Below are 23928 nucleotides of genomic sequence, written 5' to 3' on the forward strand. Positions count from 1 at the left end.
GTATATAACGTCAAACTTAAGGTCGTAAAGTTCTCTTATCTTCTTGGAAATGTTCAGGAAAAAGTCGTAAGCTTCTTCCTTGGAGCCGAAAAAGCCTATACGGAAACGTGTTTCGCTTATGTCGTAAGGCTTCTCCGGGTTCCATCTGTTCCTGTATCTCGGCTTATCGGAGGGGTAAATATCCGCAAAGTTGTTAAAAGGGTCAACGTATACGACCCAACCTTCACCTTCCACGGGCTGGAGGGATGCCTTAATGGTTTGGGCTATCTCGGAGTTCTTCATATCGGGGTTAGCCTTTTGACATATTTCTCTAACCGGGACTCCGAACCATTTTAGATTTTCGTCCGCTTCTAAAAAGAAAAGGTTTCTCTCGCCGGCCTCTTCACATATTAACTTCAGCACTCTTCCCCACATGAAATTTATTATTTCACAAATTCGAAAAAGTGTTTTATTATTTTAATAAGATTGTGTTTACTAACCTGTGTGTGTTAAAATACAATTCATGTAAGGAGGTATAGAGATGGGAGACGTGTTAATATCAATTATAGCTATCGCACTTCTCTTAGGTCTTGTACCCCTGTTTTCTGCATTGCTTAAGTTTTAAAATCTCTTTATGCCCCGGGGCTTTACGGTCCTTTTTATTTTTATTTTGCTTTTGTTAAACAGTTGTGCTCCGAATGTAAGGGTTAAGGGGAAGTATAGGGCAAAATGTCCAAGATACCTATATGTAAAGGTTCATTACTGTCCAACCCGATACGCTTACTCAAACCTTTTTCAGCATCTGAGTAAGATTAAAGTTGTAAATCCCGGGAACGGGAAATCAATAAGTATTGCGGTTAGGTATAGCCGTAACGTTAAGGGTATTTGCCTTCCGAAGAAGTATAAGAAGATTTTGGGAAAACCCTTTAAGGGAAAGGTTTACGTTCTAAGATGTGGAGAGAACAACGTAAAAAGCTGTCCTGCCGTTATAAGGGGATACGCCTCTTGGTATGGTCCTAAATTTCACGGAAAGAAAACCGCATCGGGTATCAGATTTAATGCTTACGGACTTTACGCCGCTCACAGATACCTTCCTTTCGGAACCATTCTTGAGGTGAAAAACCTAAGGAACGGAAGAAAGGTAAGGGTAAAGGTAGTAGACAGGGGGCCTTACGTAAGAGGAAGGGAGCTTGACCTCTCTTACGGTGCGGCAAAAAAGCTGGGAATGATAAAGGACGGGGTTATCCCTTTTGAGGCAAAAGTCATACGGTGCGGATACTAAAAATAGCATATATTTAAAATCTGTTAAGATGTGCGGAATAGCCGGTGTTTTTAACTCCCCTTACGCCTCGGAATACGTTTTCCTGATGATTTACTCCCTCCAACATAGAGGCCAAGAAAGTGTGGGGATTAGCTCCTCGGACGGAAAGAGGATACATACTGTAAAGAAGGCAGGAAGAGTTCTTGAAGCTTTAAAGCAAGAAGATCTGAACTCCTTAAAGGGGAATATGGCGATAGCCCACGTTAGGTATTCAACCGCCGGAAACGCCGGAGGATTTAACGCCCAACCTATAGTTAGGGAGACACCGCTCGGAGAGGTTGCCTTAGTTCACAACGGAAACCTTGTTAACTTCTTAACGCTGAGAAAGGAACTTGAATCAAAAGGAATAAAGTTTAGCTACAACTCGGATACCGAAGTTTTCTTGGCTCTCCTTGAGGAAGGAAAGGAGCTAAAACCCGAAGGTCTTGACATACATCCCCTTGACAGAGAAATAATCCCTAAACTCCTTTACGTTTTCGGCAGGGTTAAAGGTGCCTACAGTCTTCTCTTTCTTTTAAAAGACAAGATTGTTGCAGTAAGGGATCCCTACGGCTTTAGACCTCTCGTTATAGGAAGAAAAGGAAAGAGTATCCTTTTTGCTTCCGAGAGCTGTGCCTTTGACATTCTTGAGGGTGAATTCTGGAGGGAGGTAAAGCCCGGGGAAATAATAATCGTTGACGAGAAGGGAATAAGAAGTTACAGGATTTTAAACTCAAGGAAGAAAGCCCAGTGTGTATTTGAGTTCGTTTACTTTGCAAGACCCGACAGCTATATATTCAACGACTGGGTTTACAACGTTAGAAAAGAGATGGGAAGACAGCTCGCAAGAGAGGACGACGTAGAGGCAGATGTCGTTATTCCCGTTCCCGACTCGGGTATAGTTCCTGCTCTCGGTTATGCGGAAGAAAATAAACTTCCCTTTGAATACGGACTTATAAGAAATCATTACGTAGGAAGAAGTTTTATAGAACCGACACCCGAGCTAAGAAACCTGAGAGTCCTTATGAAGCTTTCTCCTAACAGGGCTGTTTTACAGGGAAAAAGGATAGTTGTTATAGACGATTCTCTTGTGAGGGGAACTACTTCCAAGAGAATAGTAAGTATGCTAAGACGTGCCGGAGCAAAGGAAATACACATGAGGATAGCCTCCCCGCCCGTTGTGGGGCCCTGCTACTATGGGATTGATACACCGACGAGAGAGGAGCTCATAGCGAACCAAATGCCCCTTGAAGATATAGCAAAGTTTATAGGTGTTGATAGCTTAAGGTATTTATCCATTGAGGGACTAAGGAGGTCCGTAAAAAACGCGGGAGATTTCTGCGATGCGTGTTTTAGTCTTAACTATCCCGTTGAGGTTGAGGACCTTAAGCTTTCTAAACTCAAGTCTTGAGTTCCTCGAGTTCCTTTAAGAAGCTCCTCTTAAACTCTTCTTTAAACTTATGAGAGTAGAAGGCTATCTTTGCCCTGTTTTCTTCAACCCTTATCCATACTTTTCTGTGAACTGTGTAAAAGGCTGTTGCCATACCGAGAACGAGAATTATGGAACCGAGCCATATAAGGGGTGTGCCCGGCTGATAGGACACCTCAAAACCGGAAAAGAATAAAGGCTCAAAGCCGTTCATAAAGAACATGTAGGGGAAGTCTTTAAGTTCCTCCATCTGGGAAAAAACGAGTGCGGTAAGACGCGGGTCGTATATAACCGGAACGCTGTAAGGCTTTCTGTTCAGGAGAACCTTGAGAACAACTCCGGGAGCCAGCTCGTTCTGGTTCGTAGGATCGTGTATGTTCAAGATAACCCTGTCTATGGATATGAGCATGTTTTTAAACTCAACAACCTGACCGCTCTTTATGTTGAACATACCTACTACCGCGTTCTCGGGGTCTTCGTGGGCTTTCTTTCGGTCAACTACTATAACTCCCATATTGCTCGTTCCCTCAAGAAGTCCGTATGTTGCCTGAAAGAGTCTGTATCTTCCAAAATCAAAAGGCTCGTTAACCTTAACCGTTCCTTTTGCTACAACTTTTCCGGAATTTATTACTTCTATATCGCTCTCGTATGAGCTGACCGCCTGGGCAAAACGCTCATCAACCTTGGGGTTTTCTTCACCGTAGGTCTTTATCCTGAAGTCTATCAGATGAACCGCAAAGGGGAGTTTATAGCTCTTTTGTTCAGGTCCTACGAACATAACGTCGTTTGTATCCCCCTCCGCAACTATCAGGCTTCCCCTTACCCCTACAATGGCATCTATTAAAGCTCCGGCCATTATTATAAGGAGCGCTATATGGGTTATGTAAACTCCAAGCCTTGAGAACCTACCCTTTTCTGCAAAGATATAAGTTCTCCCTTCTTCCTTTTCCATAAATACCTTAAATCCCTTTTTTGCGAGGAACTTAACGAGTTTTTCAACATCTCCTATGTTTGCGGTTATAGGCTTGAGGTGTTTTTCCGCCTTTTCGTCAAGCTTAGTTATCCTCTCTTTACTGAATGCCTGCTTCCAAACCCTCGGTAATCGCTTTATTGAACAAACGATAAGGTTAACCGCAAGGAGAACTATAAAGAGTATGTAATACCACGAGTGAAAAACGTCGTTAAGATAAAGCTTCCATATCCATATACCTACGGTATAACCGAACTGGTCTAGATACCACTCAAAGGGCTGATTCTGTTTTATGTAAGTTGAGCCGAGCATAGAAAGTATTCCGAGAACGAGCATTATGAATATTGCGAGCTTCAAGGAAGCAAAAAAGTCGTATAGGAAGGAAAATAGGTTTCCGTGTTTTCTGTAGTCACTTATTAGAGCCCTTATCCATCCTGCGAGGTTAAGTAAAAAGGACGTAGCAAACAATAGGGAAGAAATGGAAAAGACTAACCAGTATAAGGTATTTACCTCTTCAAGGTGGAATAGTCCGGCAATAACTACCGCAGTGAAGAGAATAAAGCCTAAAACAAGACCTCCGAAACCCGAAAAGAACTCAAGCACCTTCCTCATCCTTCAACTCCATAACCTTCTCCTTGTAAAAATCTACAAGCTTTCTCCTAATCTCTTCGTTCAGTTCCTTTGAAAGTATCTCAACGACCGGTATGCTTTTGTCCTTAACTTGAAAGGAAGGCATCGCTATAAACATACCTCCGTAAACGTTTCGGATAAGCTTAACATTTCTTATTAATATCTCTCCGTAAAGGAGTATGTCAAAGTATGCGAGAAGCTTTCCCCGCTTGTATGGCACTTCAAAGGGGTAAAACTTTACTATCTTTACCCTTTCCATCAAAACTCCGCAAGGTAGAACAGAGGAGTGTATGCGTTAATAACCTTCAACTCCTCAAGGTCAGCACCGACGAGCCTCTTAAGAAGAGATTTTTCCTCCTGAAGGAAGAGGGGCTTTGCATCGGGATAACCCGAGAGTTCCTTAGCTTTCTCTATTGCGTCGTAAAGAGAGCCTATACCGTCAACCAGTCCCAGCTTTAGGGCTTCCTCTCCTGTGAAAACCCTTCCGTCCGCTATACTTCTGAGTTTCTCTTCGCTAATTTTGTCTTTCCTATACTTCAGAATTGCCTGAATGAACTGTTCTAAAGCGTTGTTAACGAGCTCCTGGAGGTATCTCTTTTCTTCTTCCGAGAGCTCCTTCAAGGGGCTCAATGTGTCTTTAAACTTTCCCGTCTTTATGGAAGTGGCCTTTATACCGAGCTTGTTTAAAAGCTCTCTATACGTCATGTGCTGGATTATTACACCGATGCTTCCCGTTATGGTTCCCGGATTTGCGTATATGTAATTCCCCGCGGAGGCGACGTAATACCCGCCGGATGCCGCTATGTTTCCCATGGATATGACAACGGGTTTCCCGCTTTCCCTAAACCTCTCAAGAGCTCTGTATATCTCCTGAGAAGCCCCGACTGAACCTCCCGGGGAGTCAACCCTTAAAACTAAGGCTACAACGTTCTTTGACTTTCTCAGTTTCTCTATTCTGTTCACAAGGGGATAGGGGTTTACTATAACGCCGGTAAGCTTTAATACCGCTATCCTTTTTCCTAAGGGGATTTTTGTTATTATCGCTTGAAGCATCGTAAGAAAAATTATAAGGAGGATTAAGAAAAGGATTATCCTCTTAAGCCACTTCATGGTTCTTTCTCCGTTCCGCAAGGTAAACCAAGAAAACGAGGAATAGGAAAAGGCCGATCACGTAAAATCTGGTGACCCACACGGTCCAGTGGGTTTCGGAAACAACCTTCGGTATATATTCTTTAGCCCAGACTATAAGGAGGATAGCGAGAAATGCGGGAGTTATGAATCTCATAACGTAGTAGTAAAATCTCGGAACCTTTATTATTCCACCCCTGTTAATCTCCTCCCAGGCTTTATCCGCTCCGAAAATCCAGAAGAATATGAGAATCTCAACGAGACCAAAGAATACAACCCCTATCGTTCCCGCCCAGAAATCCATCTCGTCAAGGGATTTATTCAGGAAGATAACGAGGTGTGCACTGAAGAAAACTATTCCCGCAGTGAGTAAGACCGCCTGCTTTCTTGTGAATTTAAGCTCATCCTCAAAGAAAGCTATAAGGGGTTGCATGAGTGCCAAGGATGAGGTGAGACCTGCAAAGAAGAGGAGGAAGAACCATAAAAATCCCAGAAAAACACCTCCCGCTGTCTGTGAAAATATCGCAGGTAGCGTTATGAAACCGAGGTTAAAAGCGCCTCCTTTTGCTATTGCAACAGCATTTGCAACACCAAAGAAGGCAACCGCGGCAGGTATAGCTATTGATCCTCCGAGTATTACCTCCGCCTTTTCGTTAAGAGTTGATGCGGTAAGCCCGCTCAGAACTATGTCGTCATCCTTCCTTATATACGAGGCGTAAGTGATTATCGCACCAAAACCGAGACTCAGGGTAAAGAATATCTGCCCGACCGCAGCTATCCAGACGCTCGGGTCTTTTAGCTTCTCAAAATCGGGGGTCCAGAGGAAATTTAGTCCTTCTACCGCGGAACTGTTCGGTGTCTCAAGTAGAAAAACTCTAATAACGAGGAAAACCGCCAAGATGAACAGGGTCGGCATAGCTATTTTTGCAAACTTTTCTATACCCTCCGATATTCCCCTTATGAGTATTCCAACGTTTATAGCCATGGTTATGAGAAAGACGAGGTATGCAAAGAGAGAGGGGCTTAAGAGTGGTTCATCGCCTTTTGGGAAACCTACGTATTCAAAGAGAAACTCTTTGAAAGGGTGGAGAACTGCATCGGGACTCGTTGCACCGGGCGGGGGTTCCGGAACAAGTCCGACGAGGAACTTTATGGCAAACCCGAGTGTCCAGCTTTCTATGTATACGTAGTAAATTATTACTACGAGAGGTATCCAGAGCCCGAACACCCCGAGAATTTTTGCAAACCTATTTCTCCACATAAGGTAAAAGATGGACGGAGTAGTTCCGTGCCCCTGTGCTCCTCCGTATCTACCCATAGCCCACTCTATCCACATAAGGGGAATACCTACAAGAAGAAAGGCAATTATGTATGGAATCATAAAAGCCCCGCCCCCGTTTTCCGCGGCCTGAACGGGGAATCTAAGAAAGTTACCAAGCCCTACAGCGTTTCCAGCCATAGCGAGGATTAAACCTATGCGGGTAGCCCAATGTTCTCTTTTCACTTCCATAGGAGAATATTTTAAAGTGATGGTTAAGGTTAAAATCTGCGGATTAACAAACGTAGAGGATGCCCTCCATGCGGTAAAAAGCGGGGCAAACTACGTAGGAGTTATAACCTATCCAAAAAGTCCGAGATTTACTCCCAAGGAGAAAAGGCTTGAAATAATAAAAGCCCTGGAAAATTATCCGGTAAGGAAAGTCGCGGTTGTGGTTAACGAAGACTATGAGTTTTTAAGGGAGCTCCTTGAGGAGGGTTTTGACCTCATTCAACTCCACGGGGACGAAGACCTGAGTCTCGGGAAAAAGATAGGACTCAATAGGGTAATAAAAGTGTTCAGAGTGAAGGATACTACTCCGGAAATCGGGGAATGGAAAAACTCCTATGCCCTTTTACTCGATACCTATTCGGAGAAAGCTTACGGCGGAACGGGAAAAACCTTTAACTGGGATATAGCAAAAGCTCTTGTTGAAGAAGGCTACAGGATATTTCTCTCGGGAGGGCTTAATCCCGAAAACGTAGGGAAGGCTGTTGAACACGTAAAACCTTACGGGGTTGACGTTTCCTCCGGAGTAGAAAAAGTAAAGGGAAGAAAAGATAAAGAGAAGGTTGAAAGGTTTATAAGAGAGGCCAAAAAAAGATAAATTTATAGAAAAGTTTGCGGGCTAAAACCCCGTACCTATGATACGAGGATACAGCCCACCCCGAAAGGGTTGACCGGAAAGCATTCGTAGAGTAAATTAGTAGTATGGCTAAATACCCCACCGCTCCCGAGAGGGAGACCAAAGGCTTTAAGGTGGGGTAGAGGTAGAGTGAAGGAGCTGAAAGTAGCTCCGCCTGACCGAAGGTATCTCCGTGAGCTCTGCCTTCGGCAGGGTAGGAGTAGGGGCGGAGTGAACCCGCCCGTGGTGGTAAGGCACCCCATAGAGGGTGTAAACCCACCCGAAGCTCCGCATCTTTGATGCGGGGTAGTTCACAAAACTCCGAAGGTAATCTTTGAAGGAGTTTCTGAAAATACAGCGGGAAAAGATGAAAAACTGAAGTATGAACTCTACGAGAGGAAAGGTGTAGAGTATTACATTTTACGTTTTTCTATCAATTAGAAAAGCAAAAGTTTATAAGCTCCACGAAGGAAAATATAGAAAACTTACAGACGTCGTAGACGATACCCTTGAGTTGAAAATAGAAAACTGCCTGATCAGTTTAGATTTCTCAAAGGTATGGCTCTAATTAACTAAAGGATAGTTCAAACATCGGGGCGGCGGGACTTGAACCCGCGACCTTCGGCTCCCAAAGCCGACGCGCTACCACCTGCGCTACGCCCCGTGGATATATAAGATATTATAGAATTTCTAAGGAGGTTAGAAGATGGTGAGAAAATGGATAATTACCGGATTGATACTGAGCAGCTTAGGGTTCGGAATGTCTATAAATATGGATTTCAAAGAGGTTAAGAAGTTTCCCTATATAAAGTACACAACCGCCTGGAAGGGAACACCCGCTGAAACAAAAGATGTTGCGGTTCCCAACGTTTACATAGTTGTGGGGAAGGACGAAGGTAAGGAAGTGCTATCCTCAGCGGTTAAGATAGCTTTTTATCTGGGACAGTGGACAGACGGAATAGGTCTTACCCCTCAAATTGTAAAGGCAGGAAGGATACCGAGAATTTTAATTAACGACGAAGAGGTAGACCGTTATAAGGACAGGCATCTAATCGTTGTAGGGACAAACAACAAAATAGTTAAAGCTTTGGGGGTGAAGTTTGAAGGTCCATCTTTAAAGGTTTTTGAAAGGAACGGAAGGAAAATTCTCGTTGTAGGGGGAAGGAATACAAAGGAAGTGGTAAAGGCTGCACGTTTCCTTGCGGACAAAGTTCTGGCGTTCAAAGCAGGAGCTTACTCAACATTCTTCAGTTGGGTAAGAGTTAGGGGAATGATTGAACACGGAGAGTTTACATCAGCCCTTGATATTCTCAAGGATTCAAGGGGTGTTCACGCGTGCGGTAGGAATATGTCAATAGCAGCTCCGATGATGGCAAAGTTCCCTCCCGAGGTTAAAAAAGTCGTTAAAAAGAGGAACAGAATAATGTACGTTGAGCTCCCGAAAGCTCTGGAGGAGAAAGATAAGGAAAAAGCTAAGAAGCTATGGAGGGAAGCTATGATAACCTGTTTCCAGTGTCACCAGGGAATAGGCATTCCTAAGCTGAGGAAGTTTGAACCCCTTATGGATATTCACTCAAAGCACCAGAGAATAGCCAAGAGATACGGACTCAGCTGTAAGGACTGCCACTACGGTATAACAGAATACAGGGGATACGAAGAGGGAACTGTTGAGAGATGAGAATATACCTCGTAGGTTTTATGTGTAGCGGAAAGAGCACTGCCGGTAAGCTTCTCTCTACCCGCTTAGATCTTCCTTTTTACGACGTTGACGAGGAAATAGTAAAAAGGGAAGGAATGAGTATTCCCGAGATATTTGAGAAAAAAGGGGAGAAATTTTTCAGATCACTTGAATTTAGTATCTTGCGGGAACTTTCCGAGGGTGAAAAATTCGTCGTATCAACCGGTGGAGGACTCGGAGCAAACGAGGAAGCTATGGAGTTTATGAAAAGAAGGGGAAAAGTTGTTTACCTTGAGGTGAGCTTTGAAACCTTTTTAGAACGGTGCGGTGAGGACCCGAACAGGCCCCTCCTTAAGAGACCTGTATCCGAGATAAAGAAACTTTTTGACCAAAGAAGTAAGGTTTACAAAAAAGCTCATATAAAGGTGAAGGGGGAGAAAGCCCCCGAGGAAGTAGTTAATGAGATTTTATCAGCCCTTGAAGGGAACACCCTTGGTGGGTGAGGAGGGAACTGCATAGGTTCTTTTGGGCATCCTACCTGCGAGGTAGGCCAGTCTTCCCGCAATAGTTGCATATTTCATAGCTACGGCCATTCTTATCGGGTCCTTTGCTTCCGCAAGGGCGGTATTAGTGAGAACCCCATCAACTCCCAGTTCCATAACCGGAGGTATATCGGTAGCACTTCCTATACCGGCGTCAACTATAACGGGAACTGAAACAGCTTCTTTTATAAAGATAAGGTTGTAGGGGTTCTGGAGTCCAAGTCCCGAGCCTATTGGTGCAGCAAGGGGCATAACCGCTGCACACCCTATATCTTCAAACTTCTTGGCGTAAACGGGGTCGTCAAATATATAGGGAAGAACCACAAAACCCTCTTTCACGAGGACTTTTGCAGCTTTATACGTCTCTTCCATATCGGGAAGGAGTGTTTTCTGGTCCCCGATAACCTCAAGCTTCACCCAGTTTATACCGGTTGCTTCCCTTGCCATCATTGCGGTCTTTATCGCCTCTTCCGCCGTGTAGCACCCCGCGGTATTGGGAAGTATTAGGTATTTATTGGGGTCTATGTAGTCAAGGAGGTTCTCCTTTGTGGGGTCCGTTATGTTAACTCTTCTCACCGCGACGGTTATTATCTCAGCTCCCGAAGCCTCAAGAACTTCCTTTGTTTGTTGAAAGTCTTTAAACTTCCCGGAGCCAATTATGAGCCTTGATTTGAATTTCCTTCCCGCTATCTCAAGGTAGTCATCTTGAAGAAGCTTTTCCCAGTCTTGCATAAAGCTTACCTCCGAAGGATTTATTAAAACTTTTAGCCACCGCCTACCAGCTGAACAACCTCAACCTTATCCCCTTCCTTCACCTTTCTCGTGTTGTATTCGGACTTCGGAACCACTTCCTCGTTTATCGCCACAGCCAAGCCTATTTCTCTGAACTTTATACCGAGCTCGTTTAAAAGCTCCATGACGGTAAGCTCACGGGGTATTTCTTTTTCTTCTCCGTTAAGGATTATCCTGGGCATCGTAATTTTTTAATATATGAAAATCACCTTATACCTGCCACTGCTCACTCCCACTCAATCGTTGAAGGGGGTTTTGAAGACACGTCGTAAACCACTCTGTTTATTCCCTCAACCTCGTTTATTATCCTCCTCATCACCCTGTCAAGGAAGTCGTAGGGGAGTCTATACCAGTCCGCAGTCATTCCGTCAACGCTTTCAACGGCCCTGAGGGCTATAACCTTTTCATACGTCCTGACATCCCCCATTACGCCTACACTCCTTACGGGGAGGAGAACAGCAAAGGCTTGCCAAATCCTGTCGTAAAGTCCCTCCTTTTTCAGTTCCTCTATGAATATATAGTCCGCCTTTCTGAGAATCTCTAAATCCCTCTCGTTAACCTCACCTATAATTCTTATCGCAAGACCCGGGCCCGGGAAGGGATGCCTTTTAAGGATTTCTTCGGGAACTCCGAGGAGCTTTCCTATCTGCCTTACCTCGTCCTTGAAAAGCTCCCTGAAGGGTTCAAGGAGCTTTAGGTTCATCCTTTCGGGAAGTCCGCCGACGTTGTGGTGGGTCTTTATCTTCGCACTTCCCTTAATTCCCGCGCTCTCAACAACGTCGGGGTAAAGGGTTCCCTGAAGGAGAAACTCCGCTCCTTCTATTTTTCTCGCTTCCCTCTCAAATACCTCTATAAAGGTTTTCCCTATTATCTTTCTCTTTTCCTCCGGGTCCTCAACACCTTTCAGTCTTTCAAGGAACAGTTTACTTGCATCAACAACGGTAAGAGGAAGTCCCAACCTCCTGAGATTTCTCTCAACCTCCTCCTTTTCCCCCAGCCTTAACAGGCCGTGGTCTATAAAGAAGCAGTGAAGCTTATTCCCTATTGCTCTGTGAGTTAAAACCGCTGCAACCGTTGAATCAACACCCCCCGAGAGTGCGGCTATAACCTTTGAGTTTCCAACAGTTCTTCTTATTTCCTCTATTTTCTCCTTTACAAAGTCTCCCATTTCCCAATTTCTTTCCGCCCTGCATACACCGTAAACGAAGTTCGCAAGCATCTCTTTTCCGTAAACGGTATGGGTTACCTCAGGGTGAAACTGGAAGCCGTAAATTTTCCTTTTTCTGTTCGCTATAACAGCGTAGGGAGAGTTATCGGAAACGGCTAGAACTTCAAAACCTTTCGGAAGCTCAACAACTTTGTCAGCGTGGGACATCCAGACGTCACTTTCCTCGGGAATCCCTTCAAATATCACGTCGTCCTTAACTATCCTTAACCTCACCCTTCCGTATTCTTGCTTTTCCGACCTTTCTACCTTTCCGCCGAGCTGGTGTGTAATTACCTGAAGACCATAACATATGCCGAGAACGGGAACCCCGAGCTCATAAATACCCGGGTCAGGAATGGGTGCATCCTTAGCGTAAACGGAAGCGGGTCCGCCTGAGAAAATTATTCCGTAAGGCTCTCTCTTTTTAATTTCTTCAAGGGGAGTATCCCAGTGGACAATCTCGCTGTAAACACCGAGTTCCCTTACCCTTCTGGCTATCAGTTGAACGTATTGGGAGCCGAAGTTAACGACTATTATGGGTCTCTTCCGCATAAGATTTAATAATATATGAGCTAAATAATTACTTTATAAAAGGTCTTTCCGTAAAATCACTTTTATGGCAATAGATAAGGAGAAGATAAAGCAGGCGATAAAGCTCTTCCTTGAAGGAATAGGTGAGGACCCCAATCGTGAAGGCCTCAGGGAAACCCCCGATAGAGTTGCACGCATGTGGGAAGAGTTTGAGCGTATGAGGAGCTTTGATATGAAACTATTTGAGGAGTTCGGGGGATACAACGAGATGGTTCTTGTTAAAGACATACGTTTTTACAGTCTTTGTGAACACCACCTCCTTCCTTTCTTCGGAAAGGTTCATATAGCTTACATTCCCGATAAAAAGATATCCGGGCTCTCAAAACTCGTTAGGACGGTAAGGGCTTTCGCTTTAAGGCCGCAAGTTCAGGAAAGACTTACGGAAGAGATAGCGGACTTCCTTGAGAAGGAGCTTGAACCCAAAGGTGTCGGGGTTGTTATAGAGGCGGAACACCTCTGTATGTCAATGAGAGGAGTTATGTCTCCGGGGCATATAACCGTGACCTCAGCCCTGAGAGGTGTATTTCTGAAAGATTTGAGAACAAGAGAGGAGTTCCTAAAGCTTGTAAGAGGAGGTTAAATCAAGGGACTTTAACCGTTTTAAGACATTCCTTAATAACCTTTTCCGCGTGTGCCCCTTCCCTCAAAATCAACCTGTGGGGAACTACGTAAGGTATGTTATCAATTACATCCTCAGGAACAACAAAGTCCCTTCCTCTCACGAATGCTTGAGCACGGGCAACCTGAGCCAAGTGGATTAAACCTCTTGTTGAGATACCCAGAAGAACATCTGGGTGGTTTCTTAATGTGTTTGCGAAATCAACGATAAACTCTCCTATTTCCTCTGAGATATAAATTCTTTTTACATCTTCAGTGGCCTTTAAAACTTCCTCAGCTACGGAAACTGTTGATAACTCATTTACCCTTTCCATGGGATTTATTCCCCTAACTATTTCTATTTCGTGTTCCTTAGGAGGATATCCGACATTTAACCTCATAGTAAAACGGTCAAGCTGAGCCTCGGGAAGTGGATAGGTTCCGTAATGTTCAACGGGGTTCTGGGTAGCTATAACGAAAAAGGGCTCGGGAAGCTTGTAAGTTTTTCCGTCAACGCTTACCTGCCTTTCCGCCATAGCCTCAAGAAGGGCACTCTGTGTTTTGGGAGTTCCCCTGTTTATCTCGTCTGCAAGAATAACGTTGTGGAATATGGGCCCTTTTTTAAACTCAAACTCCCTTGTCTTTGGATTGAATACGTTAACACCCGTTATGTCCGAAGGCATCAGGTCGCTGGTAAACTGAATACGGGCAAAAGATAATCCGAGGACTCTTGCAAGGGAAAGGGCAAGGGTTGTTTTCCCCGTTCCCGGAACGTCTTCTATGAGGAGATGTCCCCCCGAAAGGAGACATAAAAGTGCCTTCTCTATAACTTCTTCTTTGCCCTTCAGAACTTTTGAAGCCTCTGAAAGTATACCTTCAATATCCATTGGTATAATTTTAAAAAGCAAGGAGGAGGAGCGTGAACGAGCTATACCAAGTGCCCCAAATACCCCAAGGATCCGTTGAGTATCCTTTAATGCCCTTAAGGGATATAGTAATCTTCCCTACAATGGTTCAACCCCTCTTTGTCGGAAGGCGGTTCTCCATAAGGGCAATAGAGGAAGCGAACAAAAAGGATAAGCTTATATTTCTGGTCCTCCAGAAGGACAAGGATATAGAGGAACCGAAAGAAGAAGATATATACAAAGTCGGTGTTGTTGCCCATATACTAAGAACGGTTCCCATAGAGGACGGAAGGGTAAAAATTCTCGTTCAGGGATTAAAAAGAGCAGTTTTAAAAAAGCTTGAGTGGAAGGAAGACCACTGGGTTGCAACCGTTGAAGTGGTTGAGGAAAAGGATATTTCTCCGACGGACCAAACGATAGAAGATAAAGCTCTCATCAAGGCGGTTAAGGAGTCCGTTGATAAGCTCGTAAGTCTCGGAAAGCAGATAATCCCGGACTTTTTGGTTCTCATAAAGGAGTTAGAAGAGCCCGGAAAGCTCGCTGATATGGTCGCTTCCATACTGGATATAAAGGCCTCCCAAGCCCAGGAAATACTTGAAACTTTTGACCCCAGGGTAAGGCTTCAGAAGGTCCACAAGCTCCTTCAGGACGAGATAGGACTCCTTGAGGTAAAGCAGAGGATTAGTGAACTCGCAAGGGAGAAGATGGAAAAGGAACAGAGGGAATACTTCCTTCGTCAACAGCTAAAGGCTATACAGGAAGAGCTCGGAGAAGCAGGGGGAATAAAGGCGGAAATAGAGGAGTATACGAAGAAGTTTGAGAAGATTAAGGACTGTCTCCCCGAAGAAGGTGTTAAAGAAATAGAGAAGAACATAAAGAGGCTTGAGAGACTTCACCCGGACTCCGCGGAAGCGGGTGTGATAAGAACGTGGCTAGATTGGGTTCTTGACCTTCCGTGGTGCGAGAGAACTGAGGACAATTATGACCTTGATAGGGCAAGGGAGATACTTGATAGGGACCATTACAACCTTGATAAGGTAAAGGACAGGATTATAGAGTATCTGGCAATAAGGAAGTTAACCCAGGGTAAAGAATCTCCGACTCAGATTTTAGCCTTTGTGGGGCCTCCCGGTGTGGGAAAAACTTCCCTCGGTAGGTCTATAGCAGAAGCCCTGGGGAGAAAGTTTGTGAGGATTGCCCTGGGGGGAATAAGGGACGAAGCGGAAATAAGGGGTCACCGGAGAACGTATGTCGGTGCTATGCCCGGAAGGATAATACAGGCAATAAAGCAGGCGGGAACTAAAAATCCCGTAATAATGCTGGACGAGATAGACAAACTTGCCATATCTTTCCAAGGGGATCCCGCTGCAGCATTACTTGAGGTTTTAGACCCCGAACAGAATAAGAAGTTTACAGACCTATACATAGGAATTCCCTTTGACCTATCAGAGGTAATATTCATATGCACCGGAAACAGGGCTGACACAATTCCAACACCCCTTCTTGATAGAATGGAGTTAATTCTCCTTTCGGGATACTCGGAAGAGGAAAAACTGTTCATAGCGAAAAAACACCTAATCCCTAAGCTTATACCCCTACACGGACTGAAACCCGAGGAAGTTGAGTTTACCGATGACGCTATTCTTGAAATAATAAGGGGATACACAAGGGAGGCAGGTGTAAGAAATCTCCAGAGACAGATTTCCGCAGTCCTCAGGAAACTGGCGGTCAAAAAGCTTCAGGGTGAGAGTGGCCCCTTCAAGGTTGATAAGGAAGTTGTAAGGAAGCTTCTCGGTGTTCCGAGATACAGACCCGAGAGGGAGAAAAAACCTCTCGTAGGTGTTGCAACGGGTCTTGCATGGACCGAAGTGGGCGGGGAGATAATGTTCATAGAAGCTACAAAGATGAAAGGGAAAGGTTCTTTAGTTCTTACCGGCTCTCTCGGGGATATTATGAAGGAAAGTGCTCAGGCCGCCCTTTCCTTTATCCGTTCAAAAGCTGAAGATTTCGGAATAGACTCCGATATATTCTCACAGGTTGACGTTCACGTCCACGTTCCCGAGGGAGCGGTTCCGAAAGATGGGCCGTCCGCAGGTGTTGCTATAGCTACTGCTCTTCTTTCACTCTTCACGGATATACCCGTGAGAATGGATGTAGCTATGACGGGTGAAATCACCTTGAGGGGAAGGGTTCTTCCGGTAGGTGGTCTAAAGGAAAAGATACTTGCGGCAAAAAGGGCCGAGATTTACGAGGTTATACTACCTGCGAAGAATAAGGACGAAGTTCTTGAAGAGCTCCCCGAATACGTTAGGGAAAAGATGACCCTACACTTCGTTGAAAACCTGGACGAGGTGTTTAAGATAGCGCTTGTGAGGGAGCCAAAGCCCGTTAAAGGGGGTTAATCTCTATTAGGTATACATCTCCCCTGTTCTGTATTGGGAGGGTTCCCTTTTTCCCCGTTATTACAAATACCCTTCCTTCCGAGTCTCTAACTACCGCCTGAACGGCTTCCTCAAACCTCCTCCCCTTGAGCTTTACAGCTTCAAAAAAACCCTTCTTCTTCTCTATTAAGCCCCAAAGCTCTCCTTGTATAAATTTCGTAAAACCCACTACGGAAAAAACGGCAGAACTTTTATTCTTAGGAATTAAAGGTATAACCTTTTGGAAAACCTCAGTAAAAGAAGGTCTTACGTAAAAGATATACGTATTGCCGTCCGCATAGCTGTATTCCTCGGGAAGTTCTGCGGTTGTATATGAAGAACCGAAACCTTCTTCCGAAAGAACTTCGTTTCCTTTGTAGTAGACCTTTAACCTCTTCTCGCCGTCAACGAAGACTAATAGGTCATCAAGAGAAATAGCTCCATCAATCCTGAAATCTTCGGGAAGATTTAGCTTTTCAACTTTAACAAGTTTATTTCCTTTTAACTTAAACTTGTAGGTTTCTCCCCAGTAATCTCTTTCGTTAAACTCCTGACCCACTAAAACCTTTTCTCCGTTCTTTAGAAAATAGCCGAAGACGTAGGGAATGTCTTTCTCAAGTAGTATGAAGGAATCACCTACAGGTTTTAGTATTACACTTGATGCCCTGCCGTTCGTAATTATATTCACGAAAACGTATCTATCGTAACAAACTACGCCAACGGGATAACCCGGAGGTAGTGCGTAAGAAGTAACTTCCACGAAATCGCTTTTTAAAACCTCGTAAACTTTAATACCGCTTTCATGAAGGACGATAAGGTAATCTTTCTTTCCGAAGAGCTTACATATATCTGCGGAAAGAGGAAGAAAATCAAAGCTCCTAACATACCTTGCTTTAACTATAAAATCCTTGGGATACTTTTCCCTTTCCGCGTATACCTTTCTCTCAATAGGGAAGAAGGCTATAGGTCTTCCGAGGTATGAGACCCCATATCCCTTTTCAAGCTCCTTAACTACATAGGTGCAGTTATCTCTTCCTCGCTTCAAGTTTTTAACAACACCACTTAAGGCGTAAAAGCCTTCATCTTCTCCTTCGTAACAAACGGTTCCTACAATAAGCCTTACCTTGTCTCCAACTTTTATGCCTTTGTCTTCAATAATCTTCGCATAGGAAAAGTTTTCTTTAGGCTCAGTTATCTCAACCTTTCCGGTTTTCTTTTCTTCATACCCGAGAACTTTCTTCGTAATGGGGTGAATTATAGGTTCTCCCTTTGTTATAACTTCAAACCTTTCCCCGAAAAACACCTTTCCCTTCGGGAGGTCAAGTATTACCTCATTACCCTCTTTTTTTACTACATAACCTTCCCTTTGGAAGAATTTTATAAGTTCTTGAGGAACTTGGGAGAAAGAGAAAGCTATTAAAAGAAGGAAAAGCTTAATTATAAGCATCCTTTAACCTCTCTATGTTTTCTATAATTTTATCGGTAATCTCTTTAGTTCCCACTTTTTTACAGCCCTCGCTCCAAATGTCCGGAGTTCTGTATCCCTCGTTAAGTGTTTCTTCAACCGCCTTTTCTATAAGGTCGTGGGCTTTATCCATCCCGAAGGAGTATTTAAGCATCATAGCTGCGGAAAGTATTGTAGCTATTGGGTTTGCTATTCCCTTTCCGGCTATATCGGGAGCGGAACCGTGAACGGGCTCGTAAAGGGCATACCTGTCCCCCACACTTGCAGAGGGAAGCATTCCAAGGCTTCCGACGACAACTCCCGACTCGTCCGAAAGTATATCCCCGAATATATTTCCCGTAACTATAACGTCAAAGGTAGTAGGTCTTCTGACAAGCTGCATAGCGCAGTTATCAACGTAAAGGTGTTCAAGCTCAACATCCGGATAATTCTTCTTCTCTTCTTCCACTATCTCCCTCCAAAGAGCACTAACCTCAAGAACGTTTGCCTTATCAACGCTCGTAAGCTTCTTTTTCCTCTTTCTCGCTATCTCAAATCCCTTCCTTACCACCCTTCTTATCTCGTACTCTGTATACTTCATCGTGTTTATGGCATACCTCTTTCCGTTTTCCGTGAAAATACCCCTCGGCTCTCCGTAGTATATTCCGGAGGTTAGCTCCCTTATTACGAGCATATCCGTTCCTTTAACCACCTCTTCCTTCAAAGGGGAGGAGGACACGAGTGCATCCCATACCTTTGCGGGTCTAAGGTTTGCGTAAAGGTCAAGCTCCTTCCTTATCCTTAGAAGACCCTTCTCCGGTCTCTTATCGGTAGGAAGGTTGTCCCACTTTGGCCCTCCTACCGCACCGAGAAGTATCGCATCCGACTTCTTACAGAGTTCAAGCGTTTCGTCGGGAAGAGGATTTCCCGTTTTATCTATCGCCTCTCCTCCTATTAATCCTTCTCTATATACGAACTCAACTCCGTATATCTCTGCAACTTTATCAAGAACCCTTAGGGCTTGTTCCACTATCTCCGGACCTATTCCGTCTCCCTTTAGAACCGCTATTTTGAATTCCTTCATAAGGAAGTATTTTAAACGATAAAACTCTTGACATATTTTCCGGAGTTCTCTATAATAAGATTTCGTCAAGGTTGGAAGGTAAGAGAGAAGGGGTGGTAGCCCCCGTCGTCTAGCCTGGCCTAGGACGCCGGCCTTTCACGCCGGAAACGCGGGTTCAAATCCCGCCGGGGGTGCCACCTTTTTTTTATAAACACGAAGGCGGGTAGCTCAGTTGGGAGAGCGCCGCCCTTACAAGGCGGAGGTCGCGGGTTCGAGTCCCGCCCCGCCTACCATTTGAATTAATTTTAATCTTTCCTTGCTGAAAAACTGCCGAAATCGGATGCATATCTTTTAGTCATTTCCAATTCGTGAAAACATAACCGTGCTCTTTTTTATCTTTTTGTTTTTTTAGTTTTTGTAGAAGTGCTTTCTATGTATATAACTCTGTTTTTAAAATCAATATTTTCCCATATAAGTGAAAATATTTAAATTTTTTCAAGGATTGATGAAGGAGGAATCAATATATAAAACTCTAATAAATATTTTCTCACAAAACCCATATACCTTGTCTTCTTCCATTACTTACTACGTTTCTATTTTATCAAGATTCATGAGCACATCGGACTTCAATCCCACAAACGAAATACATTCCCTAATTCCTTATATCTCAGAACATTGATTTTGTCTGCGCTATTAGCAAGGCAAGAGTTGATACTGAAACAGGATTAAAGCTAAGTCAGACGGTTTTAGAAAAACCTGAAGGGGAAAGAATAAGCCAATGGAAAGTAAGATTCAGATAAAACAGCTCAAGAGTTTAGGTTTGGAGGACTATATGGTAAGGAAACTAAGAGCAATAAGGTTATGGATATGGACTGTATGGCATGTAGCTTATGTCTTTGATACGATAGTGCATACGATTTCCTCCTTTTTCGGATAATAGGCTATTTTTCTTCTTGCTCCAAAACCTGACATCTCCCTACTCACCTCATGCAAAACCTTAGTTAGGATTTTTCCAAAACTTGACACAGGTCAGTGAGATAATAAATTCTTTTGAGTGATGTCTTCAGACATAGAGGAGCTTCGGCGGGAACTTGACATAGTTGACGTTATTTCCGAATACATAAATCTTGAAAGGGTGGGGTCTAACTACAGAACTAACTGTCCTTTTCACCCCGACAGGACTCCTTCTTTTTACGTTTCTCCTTCAAAGCAAATATTCAAGTGTTTCGGTTGTGGAGTAGGGGGAGATGCGATAAAGTTCGTTTCGCTTTACGAGGGTGTGTCTTACCTTGAGGCTGCGGTTGAACTTGCAAAAAAATACGGGATTAAGTTTGACGTAAAGGGTGTATCGAGGAATGAAAGGGTTTTAATAGCCCTTGATAAGGTTGCTGACTTCTACAGGGAAAAACTTCTGAAAAACGACGAAGCGATAAGGTATCTTTCGGATAGGGAAATAGACGGAAAGGTCGTTAAGAAGTTTGGTCTCGGTTTCTCTCCCTCAAGTGAGGAGTTAATTAATTTTCTTAAGGAAAACGAAATACTGGAAGACTACTTAAAAACGGGAAACATCCTGAAGGGAGGAGGAAACACTTACAGGGACTTATTCGTCGGAAGGGTGGTAATACCTATAAGAAACTCTCAGGGGAGGGTGATAGGTTTCGGAGGAAGAAGTATAAAGGAAGACAGGGCTCCCAAGTATATAAACTCCCCCGACAGTGAGGTATTTAAGAAGGGAAAGAACTTATTCGGCCTTTACGAGGCAAAGGATTACATAAAGGAAGAGGGCTATGCGGTTCTTGTGGAGGGATACTTCGACGTTATAAAGCTCTTTTCTGAGGGAATAAGGAACGCAGTCGCACCCCTCGGGACCGCACTTACGGAAGAACAGGCAAAGCTCTTATCAAAATTTACTAAGAAAGTTTACATACTCTACGATGGGGACGAAGCAGGAAGAAAAGCAACCAGGAAAGCTATACCCCTTCTTCTTGATGCGGGTATGGAAGTTTACCCCGTAGAACTTCCGGAAGGATACGACCCGGATGAATTCGTAAAAGCTTACGGTGTAAAAGCCTTAAAGGAATTGATTCTCAATACTAAAGAGCTGTTCAGCGGGTTAATAGAAGCGGGAAGAGATAACAAAGAGGAAAGTATTAGACTTTTTAAAGAATATATACAGCACGTTAGGGATGCTGCTCTCAGAACGGCACTTACAGCGGAGTTTGCAACGAAAAATAAAGTTCCCATGGAAAGGCTAATAATACCTCCCAAATCTCAAAATGAGTATAAAAAAATTGAGTTAAAGTTCAGAGATAAGGTATTAATAAAGGGATTTTTGGCATTTAAACCGAATATAGACCCCGATAAACTTCCGATTGATGAAGAGGTAAAGGAACTTTGCAGAAAAGCCTTGCTGGGATATGAGGACGAAATACCGAAAGAGGCCTTAGAATTTGAATCTCCAGACTTTAAAACCCTCTTTGAGAAAACACTTAAAGAGGTTATAGAGGGTAAAGTCGGTAAAAGGTTAAGAAAAAAGGGCTTGAAAAATGCATATAAATAGTTATTTTAATAAATTTTTGGAGTCAGGAGGTAAGGAATGCTGGAGAAGGATGGTGTGAAACAGCTCATTGAGATGGGAAAGGAAAAGGGATACCTCACCTACGACGAGATTAACGAGGTTCTTGACGAAGACTTTGTATCCTCGGATATGTTTGAAGACCTTATGGATTTACTCCACAGGATGAACATTCAAGTTGTTGAGAAGAAAGAGGACCTTGAAGAGGAGGAGGAAGAGGAAGAAGTCGTAGTTTCCAGCTCCTTTACCGTATCCGCAAGGGATGGAGACCCTGTAAAACTTTACCTCAGGGAGATGGGGAAAATCCCACTCCTGAAGAGGGAGGAGGAGATATACTACGCAAAGCAGATAGAGATAGGAAGAAAGATAATGAGGAGAGGACTCACAAGGACCTCTTTTCTCGTTGAGAAGATACTTGACGACTGGGCAAAACTCTGTAACGGAAAACTAAAGATTCACGAAGTTATGGACCTTGTAGAGCACGAAAATGACGAAGACTTTGAGGACAGATTTGACGAGTTTAAACAATACTTTATAAGAAAAGGATACGAGCTTGCAAAGGCTTACAAAGAACTCCTTGAGGTAAGGGAAGAGTTCATAAAGAACCCAACACCCGAAAACAGGAAGAGATACCTTTACACCCACGCAAGGATGAACAAGGTCATAAAGGATATGAAGATTAAATACGCAAAGTTTGAGAGGGTAACCGAAGAGATAATAAAGCTATTCAAAGAATACGCCAGAAAGAAGAAAGACCTGAACGCAAGGATAAGGAAGATAAAAGCCCTTCACAAGGACCCCGATTACTTTGTTAAAAACTACTTAACTGACCCCGAAATCCAGAAAACTATTAAGGATAAGGGAATACCCTTTGAGAAAATTACAAACCTCGTAAACGAGTATATATCCCTAAAGAGGGAAGTGGATAGGCTTCAAAGAACGATAGGCGTTTACCCTGAGGAGGAAATTCCAAAGGTTATGAAGATAATTGAACAGGGTAGAAAGAAGGTTGTTGAAGCCAAGCAGATAATGATACAGTCAAACCTCAGGCTCGTAGTATCAATAGCAAAGAAATACGTAAACAGGGGTCTCCACTTCCTTGACCTTATACAGGAAGGAAACATAGGGCTTATGAAGGCGGTTGATAAGTATGACTACAGAAAGGGATACAAGTTCTCAACTTACGCAACCTGGTGGATAAGACAAGCTATAACGAGAGCAATAGCGGACCAAGCAAGAACTATAAGAATTCCCGTTCACATGATAGAAACAATTAACAAGATAATAAAGGCCTCTAAGAAACTCTTCCAGGAGAACGGAAGAGAGCCCACACCCGAGGAAATAGCGGAATACCTTGATATCCCCGTTGAAAAAGTTATAAAGGTTATGAAGTTCTCTCAGGAGCCTATATCCCTTGAAACACCGATAGGAGACGACGAAGACACATTCCTGAAAGACTTCATAGAAGACAAGTCCATACCCAACCCCGAAGAGCAGGTAACGAGGAAACTCCTTAGAGAACAGCTGGAGAAGGTATTACAAACCCTGTCGGAAAAGGAAAGGGAAATACTTATGTATCGATACGGACTCGTTGACGGGACGGAATACACCCTTGAGCAGGTAGGAAAGATGTTTAACGTAACAAGGGAAAGGATAAGACAGATAGAAAACAAGGCTTTGAGGAAGTTAAGACATCCTTCAAGGGCTAAGTATCTGAAAGACTTTGAGCTATAATCCTCTCCTCTTCTTCGTCCTCACAATATTCCCCCCTATAATTGAGTGTTATACCGAATACGGTATAGTAAGACAGGCGATAAAAAAGAAAAAAATTGAAATACATACAATAGACCTTAGGAAGTTCGCACCAAAAGGTCAGGTTGACGATGTTCCCTACGGTGGACTTCCCGGAATGGTTTTAAAACCCGAACCCATATTTAACGCTTACAACTACGTTGTTAAGCAGTTCGGAAAGCCTTATGTACTTTTAACCGAGCCCTGGGGGGAGAGAATAAACCAGAGGCTCTTAATGGAATTAACAAAGCAGGAAAGGATAGTGATTATATGCGGAAGGTATGAGGGGGTTGACGAAAGGGTAAAAGTAATAGTTGATAAAGAGGTTTCCCTAGGGGATTTCATACTCTCCGGCGGAGAACTTGTAGCCCTTACAATTATAGATGGAGTGAGCAGGTTACTTCCGGGAGTTTTAAGTGAGCCCAAAAGCCTTGAGGAGGATAGCTTTTCAAACAGGTGGCTCGGATATCCCGTTTACACGCGACCCAGGGAGTTCAGGGGTATGAAAGTCCCTGATGAACTTCTTTCGGGAAACCATAAACTTATAGAACTCTGGAAACTTTGGAACAGAATAGAAAATACGGTGAAGAAAAGACCAGACTTAATACCCAAGGACTTGACAGAACTTGAAAAAGATATTTTAAATAGTATATTGTCTGGTAAGTCGTTTAAGGAATGGTTAAGGGAGAGAAAAAAACGTCTTTAAAGTTTTCTTCTTTTGAAAC

The 23928-nt window shown here is 43.6% G+C and carries 22 protein-coding genes and 3 tRNA genes; 13 read left to right on the forward strand and 12 right to left on the reverse strand.

Annotated elements, in window-relative coordinates:
- A partial coding sequence (locus ACWB1W_RS05125; RefSeq protein WP_479370314.1) for a hypothetical protein occupies window positions 1-414 on the reverse strand: 414 nt, incomplete at its 3' end.
- A gap of 199 nt (window positions 415-613) precedes the next feature.
- On the opposite strand from ACWB1W_RS05125, the gene ACWB1W_RS05130 reads away from it, so the two are divergent.
- A complete protein-coding gene (locus ACWB1W_RS05130; protein ID WP_479370315.1) occupies window positions 614-1261 on the forward strand; it encodes a septal ring lytic transglycosylase RlpA family protein in 648 nt (215 codons plus the stop codon).
- 28 nt (window positions 1262-1289) lie between these two features.
- Window positions 1290-2690: an amidophosphoribosyltransferase gene (gene purF, locus ACWB1W_RS05135; protein ID WP_479370316.1), complete on the forward strand. Its 1401-nt coding sequence runs from the start codon at window positions 1290-1292 to the stop codon at window positions 2688-2690.
- Here the strand turns inward: purF and resB are convergent.
- Genes resB through ACWB1W_RS05155 form a run of 4 tightly spaced genes read right to left on the reverse strand, consistent with a single transcriptional unit; the run spans window position 2680 to window position 6946 of the window.
- Window positions 2680-4290 (reverse strand): cytochrome c biogenesis protein ResB, encoded by a 1611-nt coding sequence (resB, locus tag ACWB1W_RS05140; RefSeq protein ID WP_479370317.1) that lies wholly within the window; start codon window positions 4288-4290, stop codon window positions 2680-2682. The genes purF and resB overlap by 11 nt on opposite strands.
- Window positions 4274-4567, reverse strand: a complete 294-nt coding sequence (locus ACWB1W_RS05145; protein WP_479370318.1) for a septation protein SpoVG family protein — start codon at window positions 4565-4567, stop codon at window positions 4274-4276. The genes resB and ACWB1W_RS05145 overlap by 17 nt, the downstream gene beginning before the upstream one ends.
- Window positions 4567-5418: a signal peptide peptidase SppA gene (gene sppA, locus ACWB1W_RS05150; protein ID WP_479370319.1), complete on the reverse strand. Its 852-nt coding sequence runs from the start codon at window positions 5416-5418 to the stop codon at window positions 4567-4569. Before sppA ends, ACWB1W_RS05145 begins: the two co-directional genes overlap by 1 nt.
- On the reverse strand, window positions 5405-6946 hold the full coding sequence (locus ACWB1W_RS05155) for a sodium:neurotransmitter symporter family protein (RefSeq protein WP_479370320.1): 1542 nt from the start codon (window positions 6944-6946) through the stop codon (window positions 5405-5407). Before ACWB1W_RS05155 ends, sppA begins: the two co-directional genes overlap by 14 nt.
- A 19-nt stretch (window positions 6947-6965) precedes the next feature.
- Here ACWB1W_RS05155 and ACWB1W_RS05160 point away from each other — a divergent pair, with 19 nt between their 5' ends.
- Window positions 6966-7580 carry a phosphoribosylanthranilate isomerase gene (locus tag ACWB1W_RS05160; RefSeq protein ID WP_479370321.1) on the forward strand — a complete coding sequence of 205 codons (615 nt, stop codon included), beginning with the start codon at window positions 6966-6968 and terminating at the stop codon, window positions 7578-7580.
- A 609-nt stretch (window positions 7581-8189) separates the two neighbouring features.
- Here the strand turns inward: ACWB1W_RS05160 and ACWB1W_RS05165 are convergent.
- Window positions 8190-8262 (reverse strand) — tRNA-Pro (locus tag ACWB1W_RS05165).
- Window positions 8263-8304: 42 nt separating this feature from the next.
- On the opposite strand from ACWB1W_RS05165, the gene ACWB1W_RS05170 reads away from it, so the two are divergent.
- The gene (locus ACWB1W_RS05170; protein ID WP_479370322.1) at window positions 8305-9276 is read left to right on the forward strand and encodes a cellulose biosynthesis cyclic di-GMP-binding regulatory protein BcsB; all 972 of its coding nucleotides are present in this window, start codon (window positions 8305-8307) and stop codon (window positions 9274-9276) included.
- On the forward strand, window positions 9273-9779 hold the full coding sequence (locus ACWB1W_RS05175) for a shikimate kinase (protein ID WP_479370323.1): 507 nt from the start codon (window positions 9273-9275) through the stop codon (window positions 9777-9779). The genes ACWB1W_RS05170 and ACWB1W_RS05175 overlap by 4 nt, the downstream gene beginning before the upstream one ends.
- Here the strand turns inward: ACWB1W_RS05175 and ACWB1W_RS05180 are convergent.
- Genes ACWB1W_RS05180 through guaA form a run of 3 tightly spaced genes read right to left on the reverse strand, consistent with a single transcriptional unit; the run spans window position 9747 to window position 12369 of the window.
- A complete protein-coding gene (locus ACWB1W_RS05180) occupies window positions 9747-10550 on the reverse strand; it encodes a thiazole synthase (RefSeq protein ID WP_479370324.1) in 804 nt (267 codons plus the stop codon). The genes ACWB1W_RS05175 and ACWB1W_RS05180 overlap by 33 nt on opposite strands.
- 32 nt (window positions 10551-10582) lie before the next feature.
- Entirely contained in the window at window positions 10583-10792 is a 210-nt protein-coding gene (thiS, locus tag ACWB1W_RS05185; RefSeq protein WP_459774528.1) for a sulfur carrier protein ThiS, read from the reverse strand.
- Window positions 10793-10836: 44 nt separating this feature from the next.
- The gene (guaA, locus tag ACWB1W_RS05190) at window positions 10837-12369 is read right to left on the reverse strand and encodes a glutamine-hydrolyzing GMP synthase (RefSeq protein WP_479370325.1); all 1533 of its coding nucleotides are present in this window, start codon (window positions 12367-12369) and stop codon (window positions 10837-10839) included.
- A 64-nt stretch (window positions 12370-12433) separates the two neighbouring features.
- On the opposite strand from guaA, the gene folE reads away from it, so the two are divergent.
- On the forward strand, window positions 12434-12988 hold the full coding sequence (folE, locus tag ACWB1W_RS05195) for a GTP cyclohydrolase I FolE (RefSeq protein ID WP_479370326.1): 555 nt from the start codon (window positions 12434-12436) through the stop codon (window positions 12986-12988).
- A 1-nt stretch (window position 12989) separates the two neighbouring features.
- Here folE and ACWB1W_RS05200 read toward each other — a convergent pair whose 3' ends face one another.
- On the reverse strand, window positions 12990-13892 hold the full coding sequence (locus ACWB1W_RS05200) for an AAA family ATPase (RefSeq protein ID WP_479370327.1): 903 nt from the start codon (window positions 13890-13892) through the stop codon (window positions 12990-12992).
- 89 nt (window positions 13893-13981) lie between these two features.
- Here ACWB1W_RS05200 and lon point away from each other — a divergent pair, with 89 nt between their 5' ends.
- On the forward strand, window positions 13982-16312 hold the full coding sequence (gene lon, locus ACWB1W_RS05205; protein ID WP_479370328.1) for an endopeptidase La: 2331 nt from the start codon (window positions 13982-13984) through the stop codon (window positions 16310-16312).
- On the opposite strand, the gene ACWB1W_RS05210 is transcribed toward lon, so the two are convergent.
- Both ACWB1W_RS05210 and leuB read right to left on the reverse strand, forming a co-directional pair.
- The gene (locus ACWB1W_RS05210; protein WP_479370329.1) at window positions 16299-17777 is read right to left on the reverse strand and encodes a hypothetical protein; all 1479 of its coding nucleotides are present in this window, start codon (window positions 17775-17777) and stop codon (window positions 16299-16301) included. The two genes, lon and ACWB1W_RS05210, sit on opposite strands and share 14 nt — an antisense overlap.
- On the reverse strand, window positions 17764-18858 hold the full coding sequence (gene leuB, locus ACWB1W_RS05215; protein ID WP_479370330.1) for a 3-isopropylmalate dehydrogenase: 1095 nt from the start codon (window positions 18856-18858) through the stop codon (window positions 17764-17766). The genes ACWB1W_RS05210 and leuB overlap by 14 nt, the downstream gene beginning before the upstream one ends.
- A 98-nt stretch (window positions 18859-18956) precedes the next feature.
- On the opposite strand from leuB, the gene ACWB1W_RS05220 reads away from it, so the two are divergent.
- The 6 genes from ACWB1W_RS05220 to trmD all read left to right on the forward strand — a co-directional run bounded on the left by ACWB1W_RS05220 (window position 18957) and on the right by trmD (window position 23909).
- Window positions 18957-19034 (forward strand) — tRNA-Glu (locus ACWB1W_RS05220).
- A gap of 20 nt (window positions 19035-19054) precedes the next feature.
- Window positions 19055-19130, forward strand: a tRNA-Val gene (locus ACWB1W_RS05225).
- A 485-nt stretch (window positions 19131-19615) separates the two neighbouring features.
- The gene (locus ACWB1W_RS05230; RefSeq protein WP_479370331.1) at window positions 19616-19774 is read left to right on the forward strand and encodes a hypothetical protein; all 159 of its coding nucleotides are present in this window, start codon (window positions 19616-19618) and stop codon (window positions 19772-19774) included.
- Window positions 19775-19894: 120 nt separating this feature from the next.
- Window positions 19895-21397, forward strand: a complete 1503-nt coding sequence (gene dnaG, locus ACWB1W_RS05235; protein ID WP_479370332.1) for a DNA primase — start codon at window positions 19895-19897, stop codon at window positions 21395-21397.
- Between the two features lie 36 nt (window positions 21398-21433).
- Window positions 21434-23146 carry an RNA polymerase sigma factor RpoD gene (gene rpoD, locus ACWB1W_RS05240; RefSeq protein ID WP_479370333.1) on the forward strand — a complete coding sequence of 571 codons (1713 nt, stop codon included), beginning with the start codon at window positions 21434-21436 and terminating at the stop codon, window positions 23144-23146.
- On the forward strand, window positions 23136-23909 hold the full coding sequence (gene trmD, locus ACWB1W_RS05245) for a tRNA (guanosine(37)-N1)-methyltransferase TrmD (RefSeq protein WP_479370334.1): 774 nt from the start codon (window positions 23136-23138) through the stop codon (window positions 23907-23909). The genes rpoD and trmD overlap by 11 nt, the downstream gene beginning before the upstream one ends.
- Window positions 23910-23928 lie beyond the last annotated feature (19 nt).

Source organism: Aquifex sp. (genome assembly GCF_056494385.1).

What these genes read in the sequence shown, in the direction of transcription:
- thiS (WP_459774528.1), bottom strand. Translation starts at nt 10,792, where the DNA reads ATGCCCAGGATAATCCTTAACGGAGAAGAAAAAGAAATACCCCGTGAG.
- ACWB1W_RS05170 (WP_479370322.1), top strand. Translation starts at nt 8,305, where the DNA reads ATGGTGAGAAAATGGATAATTACCGGATTGATACTGAGCAGCTTAGGG.
- ACWB1W_RS05145 (WP_479370318.1), bottom strand. Translation starts at nt 4,567, where the DNA reads ATGGAAAGGGTAAAGATAGTAAAGTTTTACCCCTTTGAAGTGCCATAC.
- folE (WP_479370326.1), top strand. Translation starts at nt 12,434, where the DNA reads ATGGCAATAGATAAGGAGAAGATAAAGCAGGCGATAAAGCTCTTCCTT.
- guaA (WP_479370325.1), bottom strand. Translation starts at nt 12,369, where the DNA reads ATGCGGAAGAGACCCATAATAGTCGTTAACTTCGGCTCCCAATACGTT.
- ACWB1W_RS05160 (WP_479370321.1), top strand. Translation starts at nt 6,966, where the DNA reads ATGGTTAAGGTTAAAATCTGCGGATTAACAAACGTAGAGGATGCCCTC.
- ACWB1W_RS05210 (WP_479370329.1), bottom strand. Translation starts at nt 17,777, where the DNA reads ATGCTTATAATTAAGCTTTTCCTTCTTTTAATAGCTTTCTCTTTCTCC.
- purF (WP_479370316.1), top strand. Translation starts at nt 1,290, where the DNA reads ATGTGCGGAATAGCCGGTGTTTTTAACTCCCCTTACGCCTCGGAATAC.
- resB (WP_479370317.1), bottom strand. Translation starts at nt 4,290, where the DNA reads ATGAGGAAGGTGCTTGAGTTCTTTTCGGGTTTCGGAGGTCTTGTTTTA.
- dnaG (WP_479370332.1), top strand. Translation starts at nt 19,895, where the DNA reads ATGTCTTCAGACATAGAGGAGCTTCGGCGGGAACTTGACATAGTTGAC.
- ACWB1W_RS05200 (WP_479370327.1), bottom strand. Translation starts at nt 13,892, where the DNA reads ATGGATATTGAAGGTATACTTTCAGAGGCTTCAAAAGTTCTGAAGGGC.
- ACWB1W_RS05155 (WP_479370320.1), bottom strand. Translation starts at nt 6,946, where the DNA reads ATGGAAGTGAAAAGAGAACATTGGGCTACCCGCATAGGTTTAATCCTC.
- lon (WP_479370328.1), top strand. Translation starts at nt 13,982, where the DNA reads ATGCCCTTAAGGGATATAGTAATCTTCCCTACAATGGTTCAACCCCTC.
- ACWB1W_RS05180 (WP_479370324.1), bottom strand. Translation starts at nt 10,550, where the DNA reads ATGCAAGACTGGGAAAAGCTTCTTCAAGATGACTACCTTGAGATAGCG.
- ACWB1W_RS05230 (WP_479370331.1), top strand. Translation starts at nt 19,616, where the DNA reads ATGGAAAGTAAGATTCAGATAAAACAGCTCAAGAGTTTAGGTTTGGAG.
- ACWB1W_RS05175 (WP_479370323.1), top strand. Translation starts at nt 9,273, where the DNA reads ATGAGAATATACCTCGTAGGTTTTATGTGTAGCGGAAAGAGCACTGCC.
- ACWB1W_RS05130 (WP_479370315.1), top strand. Translation starts at nt 614, where the DNA reads ATGCCCCGGGGCTTTACGGTCCTTTTTATTTTTATTTTGCTTTTGTTA.
- sppA (WP_479370319.1), bottom strand. Translation starts at nt 5,418, where the DNA reads ATGAAGTGGCTTAAGAGGATAATCCTTTTCTTAATCCTCCTTATAATT.
- rpoD (WP_479370333.1), top strand. Translation starts at nt 21,434, where the DNA reads ATGCTGGAGAAGGATGGTGTGAAACAGCTCATTGAGATGGGAAAGGAA.
- leuB (WP_479370330.1), bottom strand. Translation starts at nt 18,858, where the DNA reads ATGAAGGAATTCAAAATAGCGGTTCTAAAGGGAGACGGAATAGGTCCG.